Annotated in this window: 14 protein-coding genes; 7 read left to right on the forward strand and 7 right to left on the reverse strand. The window is 41.7% G+C overall.

Annotated features, from left to right (window positions below; all coding sequences use genetic code 11):
- Positions 1-15 precede the first annotated feature (15 nt).
- Positions 16-1,266, forward strand: coding sequence for an ATP-binding cassette domain-containing protein (locus J0656_RS08015; RefSeq protein WP_207032750.1), 1,251 nt, complete (start codon positions 16-18; stop codon positions 1,264-1,266).
- An 81-nt stretch (positions 1,267-1,347) separates the two neighbouring features.
- Positions 1,348-2,811, forward strand: a complete 1,464-nt coding sequence (locus J0656_RS08020) for a glycosyltransferase (protein ID WP_207032751.1) — start codon at positions 1,348-1,350, stop codon at positions 2,809-2,811.
- Between the two features lie 62 nt (positions 2,812-2,873).
- Here J0656_RS08020 and secDF read toward each other — a convergent pair whose 3' ends face one another.
- Positions 2,874-5,840, reverse strand: a complete 2,967-nt coding sequence (secDF, locus tag J0656_RS08025; RefSeq protein ID WP_207032752.1) for a protein translocase subunit SecDF — start codon at positions 5,838-5,840, stop codon at positions 2,874-2,876.
- A gap of 224 nt (positions 5,841-6,064) precedes the next feature.
- Positions 6,065-6,991, reverse strand: coding sequence for a malate dehydrogenase (gene mdh, locus J0656_RS08030; protein ID WP_207032753.1), 927 nt, complete (start codon positions 6,989-6,991; stop codon positions 6,065-6,067).
- 242 nt (positions 6,992-7,233) lie between these two features.
- Between mdh and J0656_RS08035 the strand changes: the two genes are divergently transcribed.
- Entirely contained in the window at positions 7,234-7,605 is a 372-nt protein-coding gene (locus J0656_RS08035; protein ID WP_207032754.1) for a hypothetical protein, read from the forward strand.
- Between the two features lie 79 nt (positions 7,606-7,684).
- On the opposite strand, the gene J0656_RS08040 is transcribed toward J0656_RS08035, so the two are convergent.
- The 3 genes from J0656_RS08040 to asnB all read right to left on the reverse strand — a co-directional run bounded on the left by J0656_RS08040 (position 7,685) and on the right by asnB (position 12,634).
- Positions 7,685-8,695: a DUF6588 family protein gene (locus tag J0656_RS08040; protein WP_207032755.1), complete on the reverse strand. Its 1,011-nt coding sequence runs from the start codon at positions 8,693-8,695 to the stop codon at positions 7,685-7,687.
- 73 nt (positions 8,696-8,768) lie between these two features.
- Entirely contained in the window at positions 8,769-10,709 is a 1,941-nt protein-coding gene (gyrB, locus tag J0656_RS08045; protein WP_207032757.1) for a DNA topoisomerase (ATP-hydrolyzing) subunit B, read from the reverse strand.
- Between the two features lie 254 nt (positions 10,710-10,963).
- Entirely contained in the window at positions 10,964-12,634 is a 1,671-nt protein-coding gene (asnB, locus tag J0656_RS08050) for an asparagine synthase B (protein WP_207032758.1), read from the reverse strand.
- Positions 12,635-12,868: 234 nt separating this feature from the next.
- On the opposite strand from asnB, the gene J0656_RS08055 reads away from it, so the two are divergent.
- Positions 12,869-13,402: a DUF2911 domain-containing protein gene (locus J0656_RS08055; protein WP_207032759.1), complete on the forward strand. Its 534-nt coding sequence runs from the start codon at positions 12,869-12,871 to the stop codon at positions 13,400-13,402.
- A gap of 67 nt (positions 13,403-13,469) precedes the next feature.
- On the opposite strand, the gene J0656_RS08060 is transcribed toward J0656_RS08055, so the two are convergent.
- Entirely contained in the window at positions 13,470-15,092 is a 1,623-nt protein-coding gene (locus J0656_RS08060; RefSeq protein WP_207032760.1) for an amidohydrolase, read from the reverse strand.
- Between the two features lie 156 nt (positions 15,093-15,248).
- On the opposite strand from J0656_RS08060, the gene J0656_RS08065 reads away from it, so the two are divergent.
- From J0656_RS08065 to J0656_RS08075, 3 genes are all read left to right on the forward strand, one after another.
- Entirely contained in the window at positions 15,249-16,409 is a 1,161-nt protein-coding gene (locus J0656_RS08065) for a helix-turn-helix domain-containing protein (RefSeq protein ID WP_207032761.1), read from the forward strand.
- Positions 16,410-16,730: 321 nt separating this feature from the next.
- Positions 16,731-19,835 (forward strand): SusC/RagA family TonB-linked outer membrane protein, encoded by a 3,105-nt coding sequence (locus J0656_RS08070; RefSeq protein WP_207032762.1) that lies wholly within the window; start codon positions 16,731-16,733, stop codon positions 19,833-19,835.
- 9 nt (positions 19,836-19,844) lie between these two features.
- Positions 19,845-21,413, forward strand: a complete 1,569-nt coding sequence (locus J0656_RS08075; RefSeq protein WP_207032763.1) for a RagB/SusD family nutrient uptake outer membrane protein — start codon at positions 19,845-19,847, stop codon at positions 21,411-21,413.
- A 107-nt stretch (positions 21,414-21,520) separates the two neighbouring features.
- Here the strand turns inward: J0656_RS08075 and J0656_RS08080 are convergent, their stop codons facing one another.
- Positions 21,521-23,266: a TonB-dependent receptor gene (locus J0656_RS08080; RefSeq protein WP_207032764.1), complete on the reverse strand. Its 1,746-nt coding sequence runs from the start codon at positions 23,264-23,266 to the stop codon at positions 21,521-21,523.
- Positions 23,267-23,271: the final 5 nt, after the last annotated feature.

Consider the following 23,271-nt stretch of genomic DNA (forward strand, 5'->3'; position numbering starts at 1 on the left):
CTTACGTTATTCTCCATGAAGCTATCCAAAAGCTACGTCATCCTTACCCAAAACAATTCGAACATTGACCAATTGGTTCAAAATTTGCTCCGCAATCACGCTGTTCCCGGTTTGACCGAGTTTCAGCAACTGGACGGTCTTCTCTTTTCCCGTTCCGAAATCAACAGGTATATGGACGAGGAGGAGCGACATGATATCAAAATACTGACAAAGGACAGCGAACAGGCATTAAAAACCATGAGCAGTGGTGAACAGAAAAAAGCCTTGCTCAACTTTTTATTGCAGCAGGACCCTGATTTTATCATCCTCGTAAATCCTTATGATAATTTGGACGTGGCCACTCAATCCCAACTCAAGGAACAACTTCAGGATATCGCTTCAAACAAAATCGTGGTTCAGTTGGTAAGTAGGTTGGATGATATTTTGCCTGATACGGCCCATTTTTTTAAGTTGGACGGCGATAATCTGCACCCATATGAGTCTACGGATGCTTTTTGGGAAGAAAATAAAACTGAATCCACCAATTTTAATGGAACAATACCTCCACCGTTATCCCCTATCAGTATTGACTTAAAGGAACTGGTCAGCTTCAAAAAGGTATCGGTAAGTTTTGATGGACGCAAAGTACTTGACGAAATCGATTGGACTATCAAAAAAGGGGAGTTTTGGCAACTCATTGGTCCTAACGGCAGTGGCAAGTCTACACTTCTATCGATGATTACCGGTGATAGCCACAAAGGATACGGTGAAGATTTGACCATTTTTGGACAAAAAAAAGGAAGTGGTGAAAGTGTCTGGGACCTGAAACAAAAAATTGGATACTACACGCCAGCAATTACCAATAAATTTCGTGGTTACCACACCTTGGAAAATATGATTATCTCGGGGCTCCATGATTCAATAGGGCTATATGTGCAACCGACCGACAGTGAAAAACAATTAGCCATCCAATGGTTAAACCTTTTAAACTTAAAAGATAGAAAGAATGATCACTTTCGAGACCTCTCTGTTGGCAACAAACGCTTGGTGATGATGGCACGCGCGATGGTAAAACACCCCCCCTTACTTATTTTGGATGAACCCACAGCAGGTTTGGATGATTCCAGCGCAAATTTATTTGTAGCGTTGGTAAACAAAATAGCCAAGGAAAGTGATTCCACTATTGTTTTTGTCTCACATCGCAAAGAGCCACAGTTGAATCCTGAATATATTTTCGAGCTTCATCCATCGGAAAAGGGTTCAAAAGGTGTTGCATCAAACATTTAATTAACTCACAAGCAAACACTTAAACAAATCAGCTGTTTTTTTGCTATCTTATAGGGAATTCAACATTTAACCCTCCCTTACATGCAAAAGATTACTGTAAAGCCAGGTGCCAAACTTGTGGATTACAAGGCGTACGGCTCCCTCTACTCCTCTGTTCTGGATTTCACGGAACAGTCCAAAGAACCTATTGAATCACTTAAAGGCCGAACCATCTGGATGATAAATTCCACTGCCATTGGTGGCGGAGTCGCCGAAATGCTCCCGAGTCAAATGAGAATTTTACGGGAGCTTGGCGTTTCCATTGAATGGCTCGTCATAGAAGCAAAAAAGGATGCCTTTTTTGACTTGACCAAACGTATACACAACGCCATTCACGGAAGTGGCAATGGCATTTTTACGGAAGAAGACCGGAAAATTTATGAGGAAGTCAACCAAAATAATCTATCCAAGGCATTGGAGCTTATCAATGATGGAGATATTGTTGTGGTACATGATCCCCAGCCCATGCCATTGGCAGCAATGATCAAAAAGAAAAAAAACGTTTCTATCATTTGGAGATGCCATATTGGTCTGGAAGATGATACCGACGTTACCGATGCAGTTTGGAAATTTTTGGAACCCTACACTAACGATTATGATCATTTTGTTTTTAGTCTTCCATCCTACGTTCCAAACCCCTTGAAGAACAGAACCTCTATTATTCCACCTGCTATTGATCCTTTGAGTCATAAGAACCGGGAACTGCAATTGCACAAGTGCATCGGAATTTTATATCAATCTGGCATACTGGACGATCATAAGGCCATTCTTTATCATCGATATAAACATTTAGTGAGAAGGGTAATGCCTGATGGTTCTTTTGATGTGTTGGACGCAGGAAAAAACCTAGATCTGATTTATCGTCCAATAGTTACCGAGATCTCAAGATGGGATCGCCTAAAAGGTTTTAAGGAACTAATGGAAGCCTTTATCAAAATGAAGGTGGACAATCGAAAAAATGGCGACCCCAAAAGTCTGGAGTACAAACGTATTGAAATGACATTGTTGGTGTTGGGCGGCCCTGACCCTTCGTTTGTTTCCGACGATCCAGAAGGTAAAGAGGTCCTCAAAGAATTGACGGAGACCTATAAAACGGTGGACAAAAACATGCAGAACGATATCGCCATTTTGTTGCTACCATTGGACAATCCAAAAGAAAATGCACTGATAGTAAATGCGCTTCAGCGTTCCTCCAGTATTATTGTGCAAAATTCCATCCAAGAGGGATTTGGACTTACGGCGACAGAGGCCATGTGGAAAAGAAAACCCGTTTTGGTATCCAATGCGGCCGGACTCAAATATCAGGTGGTTGATAACAAAACGGGAAAGATAAACCCAGATCCAACCGACATTGAAAACTTATCCAAAACCTTGGCCTATATGCTCAATCATCCTAAAGAAAGGGATAAATGGGGTTTTAATGGTCAGCTCAGGGTCATCCAAAACTTCACTCTTTTTAGTCAATTATTATCGTGGCTGGGAACATTATCCGCAAACAAAACCTAAAAACAAAGGCCCTCAAGTTGAGGGCCTTTATTATAAAGTGTAATGTAAAAAAAAACGAAAAACTATGCTCCTGTAGCAGCAGCAATTTTCTTCTTTAATGAGTCGAACATTACAGGTGTTGCGATAAATACGGAAGAGTATGTACCTACAATTACACCTACGATCATTGCAAACATAAACCCTCTTAGGCTTTCCCCTCCAAAAATGAAGATGGCCAACAACACGATCAACGTGGTAAGCGAGGTGTTCAACGTTCTACTCAAAGTGCTGTTCAATGCATCATTAATATTTACTCCATCATTGAATCCCTTTAGGGCTGTAATCTCACGGATACGGTCGAATACTACCACCGTATCGTTCAGTGAGTACCCGATTACGGTAAGAATGGCAGCAATAAAGGCTTGGTCGATTTCCATATTAAACGGCATGATGCTTCCCGTTAGCGAGAAAATACCCAACACGATCATTACATCGTGGAATACCGCAACCACGGCACCCAATGAGAATTGCCATTTTCTAAATCGCAATAGAATGTATAGGAAAACTACCGCCAAGGAACCGATAATGGCCAAAAAGGCATTTTTCTTGATGTCATCGGCAATCGTGGGTCCTACTTTTACAGATTGTAGGATACCTATCGATTTTTCGGACGCACCAATGGTGAAATCTTCAAAAGAAGTTCCATCCGGTAAGTATTTTTGTAATGTGGTGTAAAGTTTGTTCTGAATTTCCGTGTCCACTTCCACACCTTCTTCATCCACTTTGTATGGCGTGGTCACTTTAATTTGATTAGCATCACCAAAGGTCTTCACCATGGTGCCGCTACCAAATTCCGTATTTAGTTCAGAAGCAATCTCTGAAGGGTTCACCGCTTTCTCAAAACGGATTTGGTATGAACGTCCTCCTATAAAATCAACACCTTGATTTAGCCCTTTGGTAAGCAATGAGAACACACTTACCGCTACTAAGATTCCAGAAACAATGTAAGCAATCTTACGCTTGGACAAAAAATCGATGTTCATCTTGGTGAAAAGGTTCTTGGTAATCCCCGTACTGAAATCCAATCGTCTACCCTTCTTACTGGTATAGGCCTCAATCATCAATCTAGTCACAAATATGGCCGTGAACAGGGAGGTAACAATACCTATCATCAATGTAGTGGCAAAACCTTTAATAGGTCCAGACCCAAAGATGAAAAGGATAATTGCCGTTAATCCAGTAGTAATGTTGGCATCCAAAATAGAAGACAAGGCATTTCCAAAACCATCGGCAATGGCTTGGGCTTTTCCTTTTCCACGGGCCAACTCTTCTTTTATCCTTTCAAATATAAGTACGTTGGCATCCACCGACATACCAATGGTCAAAACGATACCTGCGATACCTGGCAATGTCAAAACAGCTCCAAGGCTGGTCAATACTCCAAAAATCAAAAGAATGTTGAAAACCAATGCGATATCTGCAAATACTCCTGCTCTACCATAGTAGAAAATCATCCATACCAGCACAAAGATCATAGCGATGACGAAGGACATAAACCCACTGTCGATAGCTTCTTGTCCCAAGGATGGTCCTACGACTTCGGACTGGATAATATCTGCGGAAGCAGGAAGTTTACCAGCACGCAATACGTTAGCGATATCTTTTGTTTCGTTTACAGTAAATGTACCTGTAATCTCGGAACGTCCTCCAGAAATCGGTCCTGAAGAAACACCTGGTGCAGTGTACACTTTGTTATCCAAAACAATGGCGATACCTGTTTGGTTGTTGTATGCATCTCCCGTCAATTCCTCCCACTCTTTTGCACCACGAGTGTTCATCGTCATACTAACAGCAGGTTTATTGAATTGGTCAAAGGTATCCTGTGCATCGGAGACTACATCCCCGCTAATTCTGGGCGTACCTTCCCTATTGGATTTCAAGGCATACAAATCAACAATTTCGACATCTTGTGCCGGACGCTCCCAAAGGAACTTGGTAAATTGAATATCATTTGGCAACAACCTTCTAATCTCTGGCATTCTCAAGTACTCGCCTAGTTCGGCGGTATCGGAAACCATGGCCCTTGCAATGGCGTGGCTACCTGGATTAGCAGGAATCAGTTTGCCCAAAATAGGATTGGCCTGAGCGGTCATATCCAAAGAATCCTGTGAAACATCGGAAAGCAATGAATCGATTTCGGACTCTGGTTTTGCTTCGGTATCTTCTTTTGCTTCGGGCTTCAAAATCTCTTTAAGACGCTCATTGGCACTTACCAAAAAGTTTCCAATACTGTTGTTGCTCTGTGGATAGGTTTCCCAGAACTCCAATTGTGCGGTACTGGACAGAAGTTCCTGTGCACGGGCAATATCCCTTGCTCCTGGAAGCTCAACTAAGATTCGGCCAGAATTTCCTTCCCTTTGGATGTTTGGTTGGGTTACCCCAAAACCATCTATACGCTCACGAAGTACTTCAAATGCAGAAACGATAGATTCATCAATCTTTCTTCTGATGACAGGCTTCACCTGATCATCCGTCATTTGAAAATTGATATCATCGCTAAGACCTTTGTTGGCAAAAATATCTGGTGATGCCAATTTGGTATCTCCCTTGATTTGGTCAAAAGCCTCAAAAAACAGCTCCAAGTAGGTATTATCACTACTCTTGGATGCTTCATCTGCATCGGCCAATGCTTTGTTGAAAACTGGGTTCTTGGTATTGTTGGCCAAGCCTTTCAAGATATCCTTAACGGAAATCTGCAAGGTAACGTTGATACCTCCTTTAAGGTCCAATCCCTTGTTCAACTCTTTCGTCTTGGCATCTTCATAGCTCGTAAAGCCCAAAACAGTGTTATCACTGATCGAGTCCAAATACGATGCCTCTAAAGCTTCACGCTTTGCAACATAATCTTCCTCAGCCTCCGAAATTTGGCTAACTGCGTATGCTTCAGCGTCTCCTTCCAACTTGTTAGTGATGAAAGTATAAGACAACTGATAGATGCTCACCAAGCCAAAAAGGATCGCGAAAAGCCTTATAAGTCCTTTATTCTGCATTGATTGTTAATTTTTTAGAAGTTTTCTTAAACAGCGTGCAAATATATCATTTCCGATAACATTTGACAATAGAAATTGATGTAATTGCAATTACGGTTGATGGTTACGCTGTTAAAATAAAAATGTCATTCCGGACAAACCTTTAAATTTCCATCCAAATTGATGGTAAAACTCTTTGAGGTCGTGTCCGAAATGACATTTTAGTTGGTTATCGATGATTTGGTCTAGACTTCTAGAAGTCCGTTTGTTTTTTTAACGCCTTCTGCACTCTCTTGCATTTTGGCTTTTTCTGCATCGGACAATTCGATTTCAACAATTTTTTCGATACCTCCTTTACCCAAAATAACTGGGACACCGATACAAATGTCGTTCAATCCGTACTCACCTTCCAACAAAGTTGAACATGGGAACATTTTCTTTTGGTCGCATGCAATGGCCTGTACCAATCCGGATACGGCAGCTCCTGGGGCGTACCACGCACTTGTTCCCAACAATTTGGTCAAGGTGGCGCCTCCAACTTTGGTCTCTTCCACTACCCAGTTCATTTTATCTTCAGACAAAAATTCGGAAACCTTTACACTGTTTCTAGTGGCATGACCGATTAGTGGAACCATTCCCGTATCACTGTGTCCACCAATTACCATACCGTCCACATCAGAAATTGGAGCTTCCAATGCTTCCGCCAGTCTATATTTAAAACGTGCACTGTCCAAAGCACCGCCCATTCCAATAATTCTATTCTTCGGTAATCCAGTTGCTTTGTGCACCAAATAGGTCATAGTATCCATCGGGTTGCTCACTACTATTATTGTTACCTCTGGAGAATGCTCGATAAGACTTGTTGCAACGGTTTTTACGATTCCAGCGTTGATTCCGATCAGCTCCTCGCGCGTCATACCCGGTTTACGTGGAATACCAGAAGTAATCACTGCGATATCACTACCTGCAGTTTTACTGTAATCGTTGGTACTTCCAGTAATTTTGGTATCAAAACCGTTCAAAGAGGCCGTCTGCATCAAATCCATGGCCTTACCTTCTGCATATCCTTCTTTGATATCCAATAAAACAACTTCTGCCGCAAAATTTTTCATTGCTATGTATTCTGCACAGCTTGCTCCCACTGCGCCTGCTCCAACTACGGTAACTTTCATTTGTATAGATTTAAATTTTAGTCCTCAAAAATAATGCATTTGATGCAGAAAGAAGCTGACTTTTACCAGTTTTAGCGAGCCAATTCCATCAAATCATACCCTCTAAAAGTTATTTTGAAGCAAAGAAAAGCCGATTACAACGGTTTGTATCTAAAAAAAGAAATATTTTATAAGTTTTATGCAATAGATTCCTACAAAGCTGCGTTCTTATAGTCCCAAATTTAACGTAACCTACTTGACCTATGAAAAAGCTCTTTTCATTGTTGTCCATTGTTGGCATCATCGCCATAAGCAACTGTACTCGCGTACCAGAGAACCACGACCCTATTCTGGGCATCTGGGCAAAAACTGAATCTTCTAGTATCGAGGGCAAAAATTCCAGCACCGTTCGCGAAGAATGGATTTTCAACGATGTATACCTAGGCAGGTACCAAAGGTATTCGAACTCCAAATTGATTTTTTACACTGATTTTAAATGGTCCCAAGAAAAAGGAACCTATTCCATTATTTACGGCGATCCCGAAGTAACGGATATCACCGTAAGCTTGGAAAAAGCAAAAACACCAGAAATATTGACCTTGGATAATGGCTCGGTCTTCGCCACCAGGGAATGACGTGAAGACTACATATATGAAAATAGGAGGCCCCATTACGGGGCCTTCTTTATTTTTGGTCAGTTGATTTGGTTTCTTTCTACCTGAACCCGAAGTTAACACCAAAGGTGAAGGTGCTGAATTCAGCTATATTGTATTCTGCATTAAGCCTAAAAAAACCAAGCTTTAATTTGGTACCCAGCGTGGCGGCTACCCCACTTGCATTCTTTGATACCGTAAAAGGGTCTTCTACGGTCTCCGAAAAGAAAGGTCCATTTGCCTGATAGGTCCCTAGCAAGTCGATGTCCGATTTACCGGTAATGTAACCAAGCCCCCCATAAAAATTGATTACAGGAATGTTTTTTGTTGAAACGACAGCACTAAAATTCCAAGTTTTAAAGCTTGCATCAATCCGCTGATTGCTACCTTCAATTGTGGATGAATCGGTAAAGTCGTATTCACCGTTTAAATTGGTATATCCTATCACCGCTGAAATAGCAACGGGCATCACTTTATCGGCAGGCAATATTTTGGTGAAATCGTACTGCAATCCTGCACCAAAGAGCCCAAGTTTTGCGTCGTCATCAAATTTTATTTTTGGTAAAAAGCGAGCTTTAACTTCCAATCCTTTTATCAAACCCACACTTGCCTGAATATATCCAGACGGGATAAAATTGAGATTTTCCGCAGCAAGCCCCGATGGAAGCTCAAAGTCCTCACGGAACACACCGCTTTGGTCTTCAACAAATACCTCTACTCCCTCAATATCACCTAGAGCGGTCGATACCATTCTGGCTTGGCCAGGGTTTTGCACAAAGTCCAAGTTTTCATAATCCGCCGGGTCTAACAAAAATGCCTTTTTATCATCTTTGTTCTTAAAGCCAGTCATGTTTCCAATAATTGAAATCTCGAATCCGCCCAAAGGTTTTGCATCTGCAGTATTGTACCATCCATTGGAAATACTGTAAATGGCCCCTTCAGAAACGGGAGACAAATAGGCATTGGCAAATCGTTCTGCATCTGCCACACCCGAAACAAAGATATCGTTCAAATCTTGGGCCTTGCCCATGGTCACGGAGACCAACACTAGAGCTACAATTATTCTTTTCATAATGTTGATGTTTTACCCAAAACTAAAAAACTCGCCCTACGAAGGCGAGTTTTTGTTGTGAAATGCTTGTTATCTATACATCTATATTGGCATAGACGGCATTTTTCTCTATAAATTCACGTCTAGGCGGTACTTCGTCCCCCATTAACATAGAGAATATTCGGTCGGATTCCGTTGCATTGTCAATTTGTACCTGACGCAATTTTCTAAAATCTGGATTCATCGTGGTATCCCAAAGCTGTTCGGCGTTCATTTCACCAAGACCTTTGTAACGTTGGATACCTGCTCCACCGCCCATTTCTGCATTGATTGCATCGCGCTCCTTATCGTTCCACGCATAACGTTTTTTGGCGCCTTTTTTCACCAAATATAACGGAGGGGTTGCAATATATACGTGCCCACCTTCAATAAGCTCCCTCATATAACGGAAGAAGAATGTCAAAATCAACGTTTCAATGTGACTACCATCAACATCCGCATCACACATGATCACTACTTTATGATATCGCAGTTTTTCAAGGTTCAGCGCCTTACTGTCTTCTTCCGTACCAATGGTAACCCCAAGTGCAGTATAAATATTCTTGATTTCCTCATTTTCAAAAACCTTATGCTGCATGGCTTTTTCCACGTTCAAAATCTTTCCGCGCAATGGCAATATGGCCTGGAAATTTCTGTCCCTTCCTTGTTTTGCCGTTCCACCTGCGGAATCTCCCTCTACAAGGAAAACTTCACATTTGGTAGGGTCTTGCTCGGAACAGTCAGATAGTTTCCCTGGCAATCCACCTACACTCATTGGGTTTTTTCGCTGAACCATTTCACGGGCCTTGGCCGCTGCGTGCCTAGCCTGTGCGGCCAGCTTCACTTTTTCCACAATTTGCTTGGCATCATCTGGATTTTCCTCCAAATAATCGGTCAACATTTCGGAAACTGCCTGACTTACTGCACTGGTAACCTCACGGTTCCCCAGTTTGGTTTTCGTTTGACCTTCAAACTGCGGTTCTGCAACTTTTACGGAAACAATGGCCGTTAATCCTTCGCGGAAATCATCTCCGGATATTTCGAACTTTAATTTGTCCAACATCCCGGAATTATCGGCATACTTTTTCAAGGTAGTGGTAAGTCCCCGTCGAAATCCGGACAAGTGCGTACCTCCCTCATGGGTATTGATATTGTTTACATAGGAATGAAGGTTTTCGGAATATCCCGTGTTGTAGACCATCGCCACTTCCACAGGGATACCGTTTTTCTCGCCCTCCATCGAAACTACGTTCTGGATCAAAGGTTCTCTATTTCCATCCAAAAATTTGATGAATTCCTTCAGACCTTCTTCGGAATGGAAAGTTTCTGAAATAAATTCTCCCTTTTCGTCCTTGTTCCTTTTGTCCGTGAGCTTAATGGTGATTCCTTTGTTCAAATAGGCAAGCTCGCGCATTCTATTGGACAAGGTATCATAATTATATTCTGTTGTCTGGGTAAAAATGGTATCATCTGGAACAAAGGTCACTATGGTACCTGTTTCCTTGCTCTCCCCTACACTTTTAACCGGATAAAGGCTTTTTCCTCTTTCGTATTCTTGCTCCCAGATTTTACCGTCACGATAAACTGTCGCTTTCAACCTAGTCGACAATGCGTTAACACAGGAAACACCGACACCGTGGAGTCCTCCGGAAACTTTATAGGAATCCTTATCAAACTTACCGCCCGCACCAATTTTGGTCATTACTACCTCAAGGGCAGAAACTCCTTCTTTTTTATGAAGGTCAACAGGGATACCCCTACCATTATCTTCCGTAGTTATGGAGTTATCTTCATTGATGGTCACCTCGATTTTATCGCAGTAACCGGCCATCGCCTCATCGATGGAGTTATCCACAACTTCATAGACCAAATGATGCAATCCTCTGACCCCTACATCTCCAATATACATGGAAGGTCTCATACGTACGTGCTCCATTCCCTCGAGGGCCTGGATACTATCCGCGGAGTATTGTTTCTTGTTAGCTTCTTCGCTCATATATTTTCTGTATTTGCCTCAAAAATTCAAATCTTACAAATATAAGCAATACCCTGTGTAAATGGCCTTAAACTGCTTGTTGGACACCCTAAGTTATCAACAAAAACTGTGGAAAACGACTTGGTTTGGAGTTTATACCCACCTACTGCTACAGACAACTAAAAAGCCCCTTGGATAAGGGGCTTTTCGGACTAATTAAAAAATGAAACTAGTTAGATTACTGCTTCATAACGTTTGGTTGGTTTAAACGGGGGTTATTTCACATACGCATCGGTATGAACCTTAGCCACGGCTCTTCCCGATGGGTCGTTCATGTTCTTGAAAGCTTCGTCCCATTCCAGGGCAATCTTGGTACTACAGGCCACTGATGGCTCTTGTGGTACGCTCAACGCTGCCGCATCCGACGGGAAATGACTTTCAAAAATTGAACGATAATAATATTCTTCTTTCGATGTAGGTGTCTGAATCGGAAACTTGAAATGGGCATTCTCCAATTGCTCGTCGGTAACCTCTTCGGCCACTACGGCTTTTAGAGTATCTATCCAACTATATCCGACACCATCCGAAAATTGTTCCTTTTGTCTCCAGACCACACTGTCCGGCAAATAATCTTCAAACGCTTTTCGCACTACCCATTTCTCCATTCGTTCGCCATTGATCATCTTATCTTTTGGATTGATGCTCATTGCTACATCCATAAACTCCTTGTCCAAGAAGGGTACACGCCCTTCAATACCCCAAGCGGCCAATGACTTGTTTGCCCTAAGGCAATCGTACATGTGGAGCTTATCCAGTTTTCTCACTGTTTCCTCATGAAAATCCTTTGGGCTTGGAGCTTTGTGAAAATACAGGTATCCACCAAACAATTCATCCGCCCCTTCACCTGAAAGCACCATTTTAATACCCATGGATTTAATCACCCTTGCCATTAAGTACATTGGAGTTGAAGCTCTTATAGTTGTAATATCGTAAGTTTCCAGATTATATACAACATCTTTTATCGCATCCAGCCCTTCTTGAATGGTAAATTTGATTTCGTGGTGCACTGTTCCAATATGATCGGCCACTTTTTGGGCAGCAGCCAAATCAGGCGAACCTTCCAACCCTACCGAGAAAGAGTGCAATTGCGGCCACCAAGCATCGGCAGTATCTCCGGACTCAATTCGTTTTTGGGAATATTTTTTTGCAATCGCAGAAGTTACGGAAGAATCCAATCCTCCAGACAACAATACACCATAGGGCACATCGGACATCAATTGACGGTGCACTGCGGCTTCCAAAGCATCCTTTATTTTTTGAATACTGGTCTCGTTCTCCTTTACAGCGTCGTACTCCATCCAATCGCGCTTGTACCACCTAACAAATTCACCATCGGAACTATGCATGTAGTGTCCGGGAGGAAATAATTGAATCTTGGAACAAGTTCCTTCCAAAGCCTTTAATTCGGAGGCTACGTAAAAGGTCCCGTTTTTGTCCCAACCTATATACAATGGAATAATCCCCATATGATCACGGGCAATGAAATACTCATCCTTTTCCGAATCATAAATGGCAAAACCAAAGATTCCGTTCATCTCATCCACAAAATCAGGTCCTTTTTCCTGATACAATGCCAAAATAACCTCGCAATCGGATTTCGTTTTAAAATCATATTTTCCTTCGAACTGCTTTCTGAGTTCTTGATGATTATATATTTCGCCATTGGCGGCAAGCACCAATTTGCCATCGGCGCTCAACAACGGTTGTTTTCCTGAAGCTGGATCCACGATGGCCAATCTCTCATGGGCCATAATAGCTTTTTCATTGGAATAAATCCCGCTCCAATCCGGACCTCTGTGCCTAACCTTCTTCGACATCTCCAACAATTGGGGCCTAAGTACTTCCGTACTTTCCTTCACATCAAATGCGCATACAATACCACACATAAAAATAAATTTAATAACAATCTTTAAACAAAAGTGAGTTTAATTATTAAAAAACAAAACTCTTATTCCTAAAAAGATTACATATTAAAACTTAAAAATGCAAATAAATATAATTTTGCAATAAAAATTATAGTTTATCTTTTTAACCCGAGCTCCATTGTAAGGTTACTTGATTTCCCCGTCTGATTGTTTGAACAGAATTAACTAGTTTTGAAATAAACTTAAATCACAATCATGAAGAAATTAACAGTATTACTTTTAGTGCTTTGCACAGGATTGGTATTCTCAACGGATGCCGTGGCCCAAAAATTCAGTGGATTGGACAAAAGCCCTGCGGACATCGCCTATTATCCAGCTAGTTCTAAGGAAACCGCCAAAGCAGCCCGCGTTATTTATAGCCGTCCACAATTAAAAGGACGTAGCTTGGCCGAATTGGCTCCTGTAGGTAAGGTTTGGAGAACGGGTGCCAACGAAGCCACAGAAATTACATTTTATAAGGATGCCACAGTTGGTGGAAAAACCATTAAAGCTGGTTCTTACTCTTTGTTTACCATTCCAGGTGAAGATGAGTGGACGGTAATCTTGAACAACAATCTTCACCAATGGGGAGCCTATTCCTACGATAGTGATGCAGACGTGGTTCGTGCTACGGCCAAGGCTTCTACCGATAGCGATGAATTGGAAGCTTTTGGTATCGCTTTTGACGATGACGGAAACTTGGTCATGGGCTGGGGAACTACAAGAGCTACCTTACCGATCACTTACTAAGAAAGTTTTTATCTTAAATATGAAAGCCCCGCTTCGGGGCTTTTTTATTTTTCCATAATGGAAGGAATTATTTCTTCTGAACACCGCCCAAGAAAACATGTTCGGCCGTTACATTTGGAATTTCTTCAGAGGGAATCGTCATAATATCATCGCTCAATATCACAAAGTCGGCAAATTTACCAGGCTCGATGCTTCCTTTTTCCTCTTCCTCAAAATTGGAATATGCGGCCCAGATAGTCATACCTTTTAAGGTTTCTTCCCTGCTCAAGGCATTTTCCATTTGAAAACCGCCTTCCGGGTATTGTTCCACATCTTGACGGGCTACAGCTGCATAAAAAGTCAAGAATGGGTTTACCTGCTCTACTGGAAAGTCGGTTCCCAAGGCAACTAGACCTGCTTTATCCAATAAATCTTTATAGGCATAGGCACCTTTGACACGCTCAGCACCCAACCTATCTTCGGCCCAGTACATATCACTAGTTGCGTGGGTAGGCTGAACCGAAGGAATAATGCCATTCTCAAAATAATCGAAATCGGATTGCGATATTACTTGTGCATGCTCCACTTTCCATCTGCGGTCGGTTTTGCCCTCCAATGCATTTTCGTAAGCCCTCAACACGACAATATTTGCAGAATCCCCAATGGCATGGGTGTTCATTTGATAAGCGGTTGCCGCAATTCGCTGTGCGAGTGCTTCAATCTGGTCCACTGGGGTCACCATGGCCCCAAAATGACCGGGCTTATCGGAATATGGTGCTCTTAATGCAGCTCCTCGAGAACCCAATGCGCCATCGCCATATACTTTTACAGAACGAACATTCAACCCTTCTGTTTTGATAATTCCTTTTTCCAAAAAGTAATCCAGATTCTCGGGATAGTTGGATACCATGGCGTACACTCGTATGGATAGTTCACCAGCTTGTTGCAGACTATCTATCAATTCGATGATGTCCCTTGGCAATCCTGCATCATTTACCGTGGTCAATCCGTAATCCAACGAAATTTTCTCGGCGTCCTTAAGTGCCTGTATTTTTTGTTCTAGACTCGCTTTTGGAATTACATTATCAATCATTCTCATTGGGCCATCTACCAATACTCCGGTAATATTGGTGTCTTCATCTAATACGATTTCACCTCCTTCAACAAATGTATACTCCGTAATTCCAGCTAAATTAAGTGCCGCTTGGTTAACCAGATAGGCATGACCATCAATACGTTCCAAAGCCACAGGGGTATCGGGGAACAATTCATCCAGTTTATCCTTGGTCGGAAACTCTTTTACTTCCCAATCGTTCTGGTCCCATCCTCTCCCTAAAATAAAACTGGAAGGACGCTCTTGTTGAAACGCCACTACCTTTTCCACAACTTCATCAAAACTATGTGTACCTACCAAATCAACCACTTGCTGGTTCTGTCCCAATCCATAAAAATGACAATGGGCGTCTATCAGTCCTGGAACAATGGTCTTGCCCTGGGCATCAATCTGCTCTTGGGCTTTGTATTTTTTTAAAATTTCTTCGGTATTGCCAACACCTACAAACTTTCCATCTTTTATGGCCACACTTGATGCCTTTGAAAAATCTGCATCTACTGTGTATATGTTTGCATTGGTAACGATTAGATCAGCTTCCTCCTTATTCTCGCATGAAAAAGCAAGAAGAGCAATCACAATTAAATAGAATTTTTTCATTTCTGTCGATTTCCATCAAAAATAGAAAAAGCAGGAATAAGGAAATCGTGATTACCTGAATAAAGTAATCTGGGGATTTCTTAAAGTTTAAATTTTAAGAATTTCAATTCATTATTATTACTACTTTTCGAAACATTTTTGATAGCTAATTTACCTATGGACTACGTATCAGCTTTTTCCTTTTGGACAAAGGCTATACTGCCTGTAAAAATTGTAGAGACCGCCATCCCCAGCGAACTCAATCTACTCCATTTTATATTCATTGGAATATCCCTTTTGGGTGCTGGAGTTGGCAGTTACCTTATTTTTTTGAAGAAACATAATTTGTATATGGGAATTTTTATGATTGCCATGTCCACCATTCTTCTCGAGCTTACCCTATTGTGGTGGGATGGTGTGCTGCATATACCCAAAATTCCATTTTATACAAGTATTATGTTTCTTTTGGGGCCCTCACTTTTTTTGTATATCGAAGGGAAGGTATATCCCAATAAAAAAACAACATTCAAAACACTTCTATACTTTAGTTTTTTTCTGGTCAGTCTACTATTGATGCTGATATTGACCAACACAAGCGATAATATTACTGATGTTGGGTTACGGGGACTGGGCATTAAACTCCTGAACAGTTACTACTTAAAGGGTTGCTATTTTGCTGTGTTTTGGATTTTGATCTTAAAACAATATTTCAAGTATCGAAAACGAATCGATATCATGGACCGTAATTGGTTAAGAACTCTTGTACTCTTTTTTTTCACAATCTTTCTTATATCAATAGTAGGTGCTCTATTCAAAAATGAATTTTCCCTTATATATATTACGAGATATATAATCGCCTACTTTTTTTCAGTTTTCATAATTATCATTTCTTTTCTGTTATATCTATTTCCTGCTATTGTCACCGAACCTTTACAAATTAGATTGGACAAAGATCAAATCAAAGAAAAATACCAGAACTCTGGCTTAACCACTGCCATGGCTAGTGCATTAAGGCTACAACTTTTAAACTCTATGGAGGACAAGGTATTTTTGGATTCTGCACTATCACTGGAGATCTTGGCCGAAAAGCTTAATACAGACCGCTACAGTCTCTCACAAGTCATCAATCAAGAATTCAACAAGAACTTTTATGAATTCATTAATGATTATCGCATTAATGAGTGCTTGGCCCGTATTGATGAAAACCCGCATCAAATAGACTCAATTTCCGACCTAATTTATGCGTCTGGATTTAACAACAAAGTATCTTTCTACAACGCTTTCAAAAAGCGAAAAAGTATGACTCCAGTCCAGTATATCAAAGCTTTAAACCAGTAATTTTTTTTGACTTTTTTAAGAGAAAGCTACTTAGCCCAAGTTTTTTAACATAAATATAAGTATCTTATTTACAGATACTTAACGCAAAGTAAAGGTATATATTCGTCGGTAGACCATAAACCTAGGTCGGTCGTAATCACCATCCCATCACCTCTCATTTATTTTATCCATTGATTAAGATTAGCACGGTCATTTTTCAAAACATTATGTAGTCTAACTGGCCCATTTGTTTATTTGGATTAGTCCCCAAAAAATTGACCGGCTTTTCTTAGTCAAAAAACTAATTCAAAAAATGATTCTATTAATTAACACTCAAATTAAATGAGAACAAAAACAAAAGTATTACTGACACTTTTGATGGCATTTGTTGTACATCTGTCTTCCGCACAGGAAAAAATGATAAGTGGTACAGTAACTGATGGGAACGGATTGCCATTACCTGGCGTAAACGTTGTTATCAAGGGAACCACTCAAGGTACCCAAACCGATTTTGATGGTAACTATAATGTACAAGCAGAAGTTGGTCAAACACTTGTGTTTACCTATTTGGGCCAAAAAGAGACCCAGGCCACCGTTGGTGCACAGAGCGTCATAAACATACAAATGGAAGAAGACGCCCAAGCGTTGGAAGAAGTTGTAGTCGTCGGTTATGGTGTTCAAAAAAGAAAGGAAATCACAGGAGCCATTGCAAGTGTGTCCGGAGGAGACATCCAAGGACTTGTAACACCCAGTTTCGAAAGCCAATTGGCAGGTAGGGCGGCTGGTGTGCAGATAACCACAAACAACGGTATTATCGGGGAAGCTCCAAGAATCAGGATCAGGGGTCTGGGTTCCATAGGTTCTGGAACTTATCCTTTGGTGGTCGTTGATGGTATTCCGATCATTACAGGAGATACTGGTGGATATGCATCGACCAACGCACTGAGCAGTATCAATCCCAATGATATCGAATCCTTCGAAATTCTAAAAGATGGTGCCGCAACAGCCATTTATGGGTCTCGTGCAGCCAATGGTGTAATCTTGATCACCACCAAAAAAGGTAAAAAAGGTACCACCCAAGTGAGCTACAACGTGGTGACCGGTTTTGCATCACCGATCAAAACCTTTGATTTGTTGAACACTGCACAGTTCTTGGAAACTGCAAACGAAAAACGCACCAACAGAGGACAAGCTCCTTGGGCCGTTGGAAATGACTATGATACCGATTGGCAAGATGCTGTGCTTAGGTCAAACGCACTCCAAATGGACCATAACCTATCCGTAAACGGAGGAACCGATAGGACCAAATACTTCATGTCCCTTGGTTTCACCGATCAAGATGGTGTGGCCGTACCAAACAACTTAAAACGTCACAGTATAAGAACCAACCTTGAGCACGATGTGTTCGATTGGTTGACAGTGGGTGGAAGTGTTGCCGTTACCAGAAGTGAGTTCAATGGATTGAATACTGGAGGAAACTCACTCTCCGGGAACATTTTCAATGCTACAAGACAGCTTCCCAACACCCCAATCTATGACCCAAACAACCCTACTGGTTTTAACCTGTCCGCAGATGGAAGCGTAGTGGGTCAATGGGACAACACCGACCCTGTTGGTGACAACATTTCCAACATTGCTTACGTGCTTGCCAATAACAAGTTCCAATCCAAAGAAAACAACACTTTGGTTAGTGTGTTTGGCGACGTAAAACTGATGAAAGGTCTTACCTACAGGTTTCAGGCCAGCGCCAACAACACCCTTACCTCCGGTTTTAGGTACTGGAGCCCAGTACATGGTGATGGACGTGGTTCAAATGGTAGATTGGACAACGATAACAGAGATATTCTGAGATGGAATATCCAGAACATCATAAATTACAATACCAGCATAGCTGACGCACATAATATTGCCGTCACTGCCGTAGCCGAATATCAAAAAGACAAAAACCAATATTTCTTTGGGTCAGGTACCGATCTTTTGGATGAGTTCTACAACAAAAACCTTGTAACTGGGGCCTATGGCACCCAAACCTCTGGAGGTGGTGTAACAGAAAATGGTATCAGCTCCTACGTTGGCCGTTTGAGCTATAATTTCAAGGAGCGTTATTTCCTTCAAGGATCTATTCGTAGGGATGGTATATCCAAATTAAGTGAAGCTACCCGTTGGAATAACTTTACAGGATATTCTGCAGGTTGGAACATTGCCAATGAGGAATTTTTCAGCGGATTAAATCCTACCATTTCACTATTTAAACTTAGAGGGTCATACTCGGAAGTAGGAAACACCGACATCGGTAGCTACCCATATTTGGGATTGACCTCAGCTTCCCAATACGGTACCTTAAACGGTATTGCATTCACTCAATTCGGTAACGATCAGTTATTATGGGAAACCAGTAAAAAAACCGACTTTGGTGCTGATTTAGGCTTCTTTAACGATAAATTGACGGTAAGCGTTGATTACTATAAAAACGATATCGACGGTTTGATCCTTGATGTTCCCGTACCACACTCCTTAGGTGTTCCTGATAACACAATAAAGAAGAACATCGGAGCAATGAAGAATGAAGGATTTGAATTCTCAGTGAACTACACTCCCTTCAATTCAGAAAACTTCAGCTGGAATGTATCTGCCAATTTAACCTTGGACAAAAACACCGTGACCAGTATTCCTGATGGACAGGATATTATCGGAGGTACTTCTACCAACACTAACATAGCTCCAAACTTAATCATTAGAGAAGGTGAATCCATCAACTCCATTTATGGACACAGGTATTGGGGTGTTAACCCTGCCAACGGAAACCCAGTTTACTATAAGGCCGATGGCTCTTTGGTACAGGGCAACTTGGATACACAGACTTATTTCGTATTCAACCCTAGCAACCCCGGAGATTTATCAGAAGCTTCTTCTTTGAGTGCTGCGGACGACAAGTTTATTCTTGGAAACTCCTTACCTACTTATTACGGTTCCGTGATCAACAGGTTCACATACAAAGGCTTTGATTTTAGCTTTATGTTCCGTTACAGTGGTGGAAACGAAGTATTCAATGCCACTCGTAGAGATTTGGTGACCCAGAACTTCAATAACAACTCTACCGAGATTTTGGGAAGATGGCAAAGTGCTTCCAATCCCGGAGATGGTACTACACCTAGGCTTTACGCAAGTAGCAACACTTTTACCAACTTAACAGGACATGCAACTACTAGATTCTTGGAAAAAGGTGATTTTATCAGCTTGGACAACATCACTTTGGGTTATAAACTCCCATCAATCGTAACCGACAAGTTGAATGTGGACATGGTAAGGTTCTTTATCCAAGGACAAAACCTATTGACCATTACAGACTATAAGGGCTTGAACCCAGAAATGGAATCCAGTGGTGTTGACATTAATGGTACACCAAGGTCAAAAGTATTATCCATAGGTCTAAATGTTAATCTATAATTCTTAAAAATGAAAAAGATATTCAAATACATCACCCTTTCCTTTTTTGGAATTAGTGTGATCTCATGTTCTGACGAAACTGTCCTGGACCTTAGTCCAATAAACAACATTTCGTTGAGCGATGCCTTTTCATCCCCATCTTTGATTGAAAGTTCAGTTAACGGGATGTACAATGCTGCCGCGATTGGCCAGTACAACTCAACCAACCCCAACGGTGGTCGTGGATATATCTGGGGTGCCGCCTTCGTACAACAAGGGGACAACCGAGGAGAAGATGTGGTCAACACAGCCACATTCTATCAATTGACCTATACGGCCACTTATGACCCAACTACAGCGAACAACGTTTACTATTGGGTTGATGGCTATCGTTTGATCAACAGGGCCAACTTGGTGATCGAAGGAGTTACCACTGCTGCTGAAGCAGGTATCATTACCCAGGCCGTTGCCGATGATTATATTGGACAAGCTAAATTTTTACGTGCCATAACTCACTTCGAGTTGTTGAACTTCTTTGCAAGACCATATAATTTTTCTGCAGGAGCTTCACATCCTGGAGTTCCTTACAGAGAGGTAGGTATCGACACTCAAGCTGAAATCGATTCAGAAATCGTGCTCGGTAGAAATACAGTAGCAGAAGTTTACGAAAAAGTATTGCAAGACTTGGACGATGCCGAAAGCTTGATTACCAATACTTCTTTGACAAAAGCATCTGTAAACGCAGCCATCGCCTTTAAAACTAGGGTATATCTTCACATGAGAGATTGGGACGGGGTTATTGCCGAAGGCAACAAACTTATTGGTGAATATGCATTGGAGGATTCCCCAAATGGACCCTTCCTTGATAGCTATGGAAACTCGGAGTCTATTTTCTCATTGACACAGGCTGCAACCATGAACCCTGGTGTAAACGCAGCTTTAGCTTCACAATACAACAGGAGAAGGTTGGTTGCCATTAGCCCTATCATTTGGAGAGATCCTAGCTGGTTGGCAGACGATTTGCGCCGTGAGGATAATTCTACCGAAACGGAAGTAGGTACCGGAATGGTATTTACCGCTGGAGGAGCAAAATTCACCCTAAAATATAAAGATGGGGTGAACTATACCGATGCCTCACCTGTTATCCGCTATGCTGAAGTATTGTTGAACATGGCCGAAGCACAAGCTAGAAAAGCTACTCCAGACTTGGGCGCCTCATTGGCCCTATTGAACCAAGTAAGAAACAGATCTCTTGCAGACCCAGGCACTCAAGCTTATGTGGCCGGTGATTTTGCCAATGCTGGAGAACTTGTTGGTGCAATCCTAAAAGAGAGAAGAATCGAGTTTTTGATGGAGGGCAGAAGATGGTCCGACATTCACAGACTTCAAGGAGATGATCTTCAACCCATCAACGGAATACCACAGAAGGTAGCCAATGGAACTCCTGCAGCCGAATTGTATACTTTGGGAACTCCATACGATGGCCCTTACGGTGTACCTGCGGTTCCTTATGCAGACTTCAAGTTTCTCTGGCCTATTCCTCAGATAGAGGTCAACGCAAACCCAACACTTGCGGAGCAGCAAAACCCGGGCTGGTAATCATTCTGAGATTTAAAGCATATGCAATAAAAAAACCCGTGGGCTTTCCCACGGGTTTTTAATTTTAATCTCTTTCTATTCTAAAAAATACTTATCAACCAGTCAAATTAAAAATCAAATTTATAGGACACTCCTGCCAAGGCTTGGAAACCTTGAACCCTAAAGTTGGCCCAACGCTGGTAATTATTGCCGGCAATATTTGATGCTTTCACAAATATGGAAAGTTGTTCGTTAAACCGGTATCCTACGTGTGCATTGGCGTCAAAAAAGCCATCTAAAGTAACTTGCTGGAATTGCAATTCTGAATCAAGTGGGTCAATTTGAGACAATAAATCGTCCCTTTCGCCGACATAGAACAAGTTGGCTCCCATATACCATTGATCGGTAATCTGGTAATCCATAAACACGGAACCTTTAATTGACGGCAGGTTCCATGCTGGATTGTCGGTTTCAGTATCATAGTCATAGAATTCACCATTAATGCCCAAGGAAAAGTTACGGTTTACATCCACATTGATTTCACCGAACACGCCCAAGGTCTTTACATCATCATAAAACACCTGAAAAGAGTTGCCGTAATAGTAACTTTTTTCATCATCAAGGGAGGTATTAATGGGGTTATGAAAGAACAATGGCTTCCTGTTCTCCGCCATATACGAACCTTTGATGTTGTACCCCACATTCGAAGTCAACTGCCCTTTCAAACCTAAATACCCTTCGTATTGTTGGTCGGTCGGAATAATATCCAAAGTCGGAGAGACAAAAGGGTTATCATTCACAAAATCGTAATAGTTGTTTTGCTTCAACTCCCCTTCTACTCCACCATAAGCGATTACATTTTCGTCCATCACACGGTACGATGCCGTTACAGCTGGATAGATATAAAAGTTGTTCTCACTGTTTTCCATATCCAGACCATAGACAATATTGGCCCCTAAGTTGATGGTCAAGTCATCACGCAGGATCAATAAACTCGGCGTTACCCCTGCCTGAAGATTGCTATACTTTTTCTCTCCTTCATTGGCACCTTCCGTGATAGATCCATTTTGAAAACTACCGCCCACATAATCCACCTTGGCCGAAATGGTAATCAACTCCTCGGTAATGGGCAGTTCAAAAGTTGGATTGATCAATGCTCGGTTCTCGGCCGATTCGACCGCATCCCAAAAACGCCTCAACAAAAGGGCCCCACTTTTAAAAGGGGAATCTTCCGTATTAAAATGGGCCTTGGCCTCCGCGTTGAAATAGTTTTGCGTTTCATCCATGGCATTGATCTCATCCTCACTGAACAACTCACTTTGGATGCCGTACCAATTGTAAAGCTGGTGCTGCAAGCCTATTGCCGCGCCCCAATCCATATAACGGTCTTTTTTGGCATAGGAAGCATTCAATTTGGTATCATAGAAATCGGTTTCCAAGGGCGTAGAATCCAAATCTCCACGGGAAGAGTTGTGGGTGAGACCAAAATCCAGCAAATCTTCTCCCCTGTTGAATTCCCGACTGGAATAAAAATCCACCAAGGCATTGTTGTAATTGCCCAACCCGATTGATGCATAGGAATTGTACAAGGTGGGCGGTGGTGTTTTTTCCACTCCCGAAGCTTTTCCCTTTGCCGGGGTAAAGGTGGATGCCACGGGCACCGAAAATATGCTGTAATTGATTTTCTTTTTTTGAAGGACAATGGAATCGTTCAAACTGGGAGACGATTTTATTTTAAAGGCATCCGAAACGGTCGGGGAATACGGTTTAACCACCGTTACCGTTTCCGTACCAATGTTATCCTCTTCCTGGGCGATAACCATTCCGCAAAGGCTCAAAAAAAGTAATGAAAATATATAGGTTCTCTTTTGCATTTTGT

This window comes from Flagellimonas aurea (genome assembly GCF_017313785.1).
GTDB lineage: Bacteria > Bacteroidota > Bacteroidia > Flavobacteriales > Flavobacteriaceae > Flagellimonas > Flagellimonas aurea.

Bases quoted from the DNA above. Each gene is read 5' to 3' on its own strand.
- secDF (WP_207032752.1), bottom strand. From the start codon at position 5,840: ATGCAGAATAAAGGACTTATAAGGCTTTTCGCGATCCTTTTTGGCTTG.
- J0656_RS08020 (WP_207032751.1), top strand. From the start codon at position 1,348: ATGCAAAAGATTACTGTAAAGCCAGGTGCCAAACTTGTGGATTACAAG.
- J0656_RS08070 (WP_207032762.1), top strand. From the start codon at position 16,731: ATGAGAACAAAAACAAAAGTATTACTGACACTTTTGATGGCATTTGTT.
- mdh (WP_207032753.1), bottom strand. From the start codon at position 6,991: ATGAAAGTTACCGTAGTTGGAGCAGGCGCAGTGGGAGCAAGCTGTGCA.
- J0656_RS08060 (WP_207032760.1), bottom strand. From the start codon at position 15,092: ATGAAAAAATTCTATTTAATTGTGATTGCTCTTCTTGCTTTTTCATGC.
- J0656_RS08040 (WP_207032755.1), bottom strand. From the start codon at position 8,695: ATGAAAAGAATAATTGTAGCTCTAGTGTTGGTCTCCGTGACCATGGGC.
- J0656_RS08075 (WP_207032763.1), top strand. From the start codon at position 19,845: ATGAAAAAGATATTCAAATACATCACCCTTTCCTTTTTTGGAATTAGT.
- gyrB (WP_207032757.1), bottom strand. From the start codon at position 10,709: ATGAGCGAAGAAGCTAACAAGAAACAATACTCCGCGGATAGTATCCAG.
- asnB (WP_207032758.1), bottom strand. From the start codon at position 12,634: ATGTGTGGTATTGTATGCGCATTTGATGTGAAGGAAAGTACGGAAGTA.
- J0656_RS08035 (WP_207032754.1), top strand. From the start codon at position 7,234: ATGAAAAAGCTCTTTTCATTGTTGTCCATTGTTGGCATCATCGCCATA.
- J0656_RS08080 (WP_207032764.1), bottom strand. From the start codon at position 23,266: ATGCAAAAGAGAACCTATATATTTTCATTACTTTTTTTGAGCCTTTGC.
- J0656_RS08055 (WP_207032759.1), top strand. From the start codon at position 12,869: ATGAAGAAATTAACAGTATTACTTTTAGTGCTTTGCACAGGATTGGTA.
- J0656_RS08015 (WP_207032750.1), top strand. From the start codon at position 16: ATGAAGCTATCCAAAAGCTACGTCATCCTTACCCAAAACAATTCGAAC.
- J0656_RS08065 (WP_207032761.1), top strand. From the start codon at position 15,249: ATGGACTACGTATCAGCTTTTTCCTTTTGGACAAAGGCTATACTGCCT.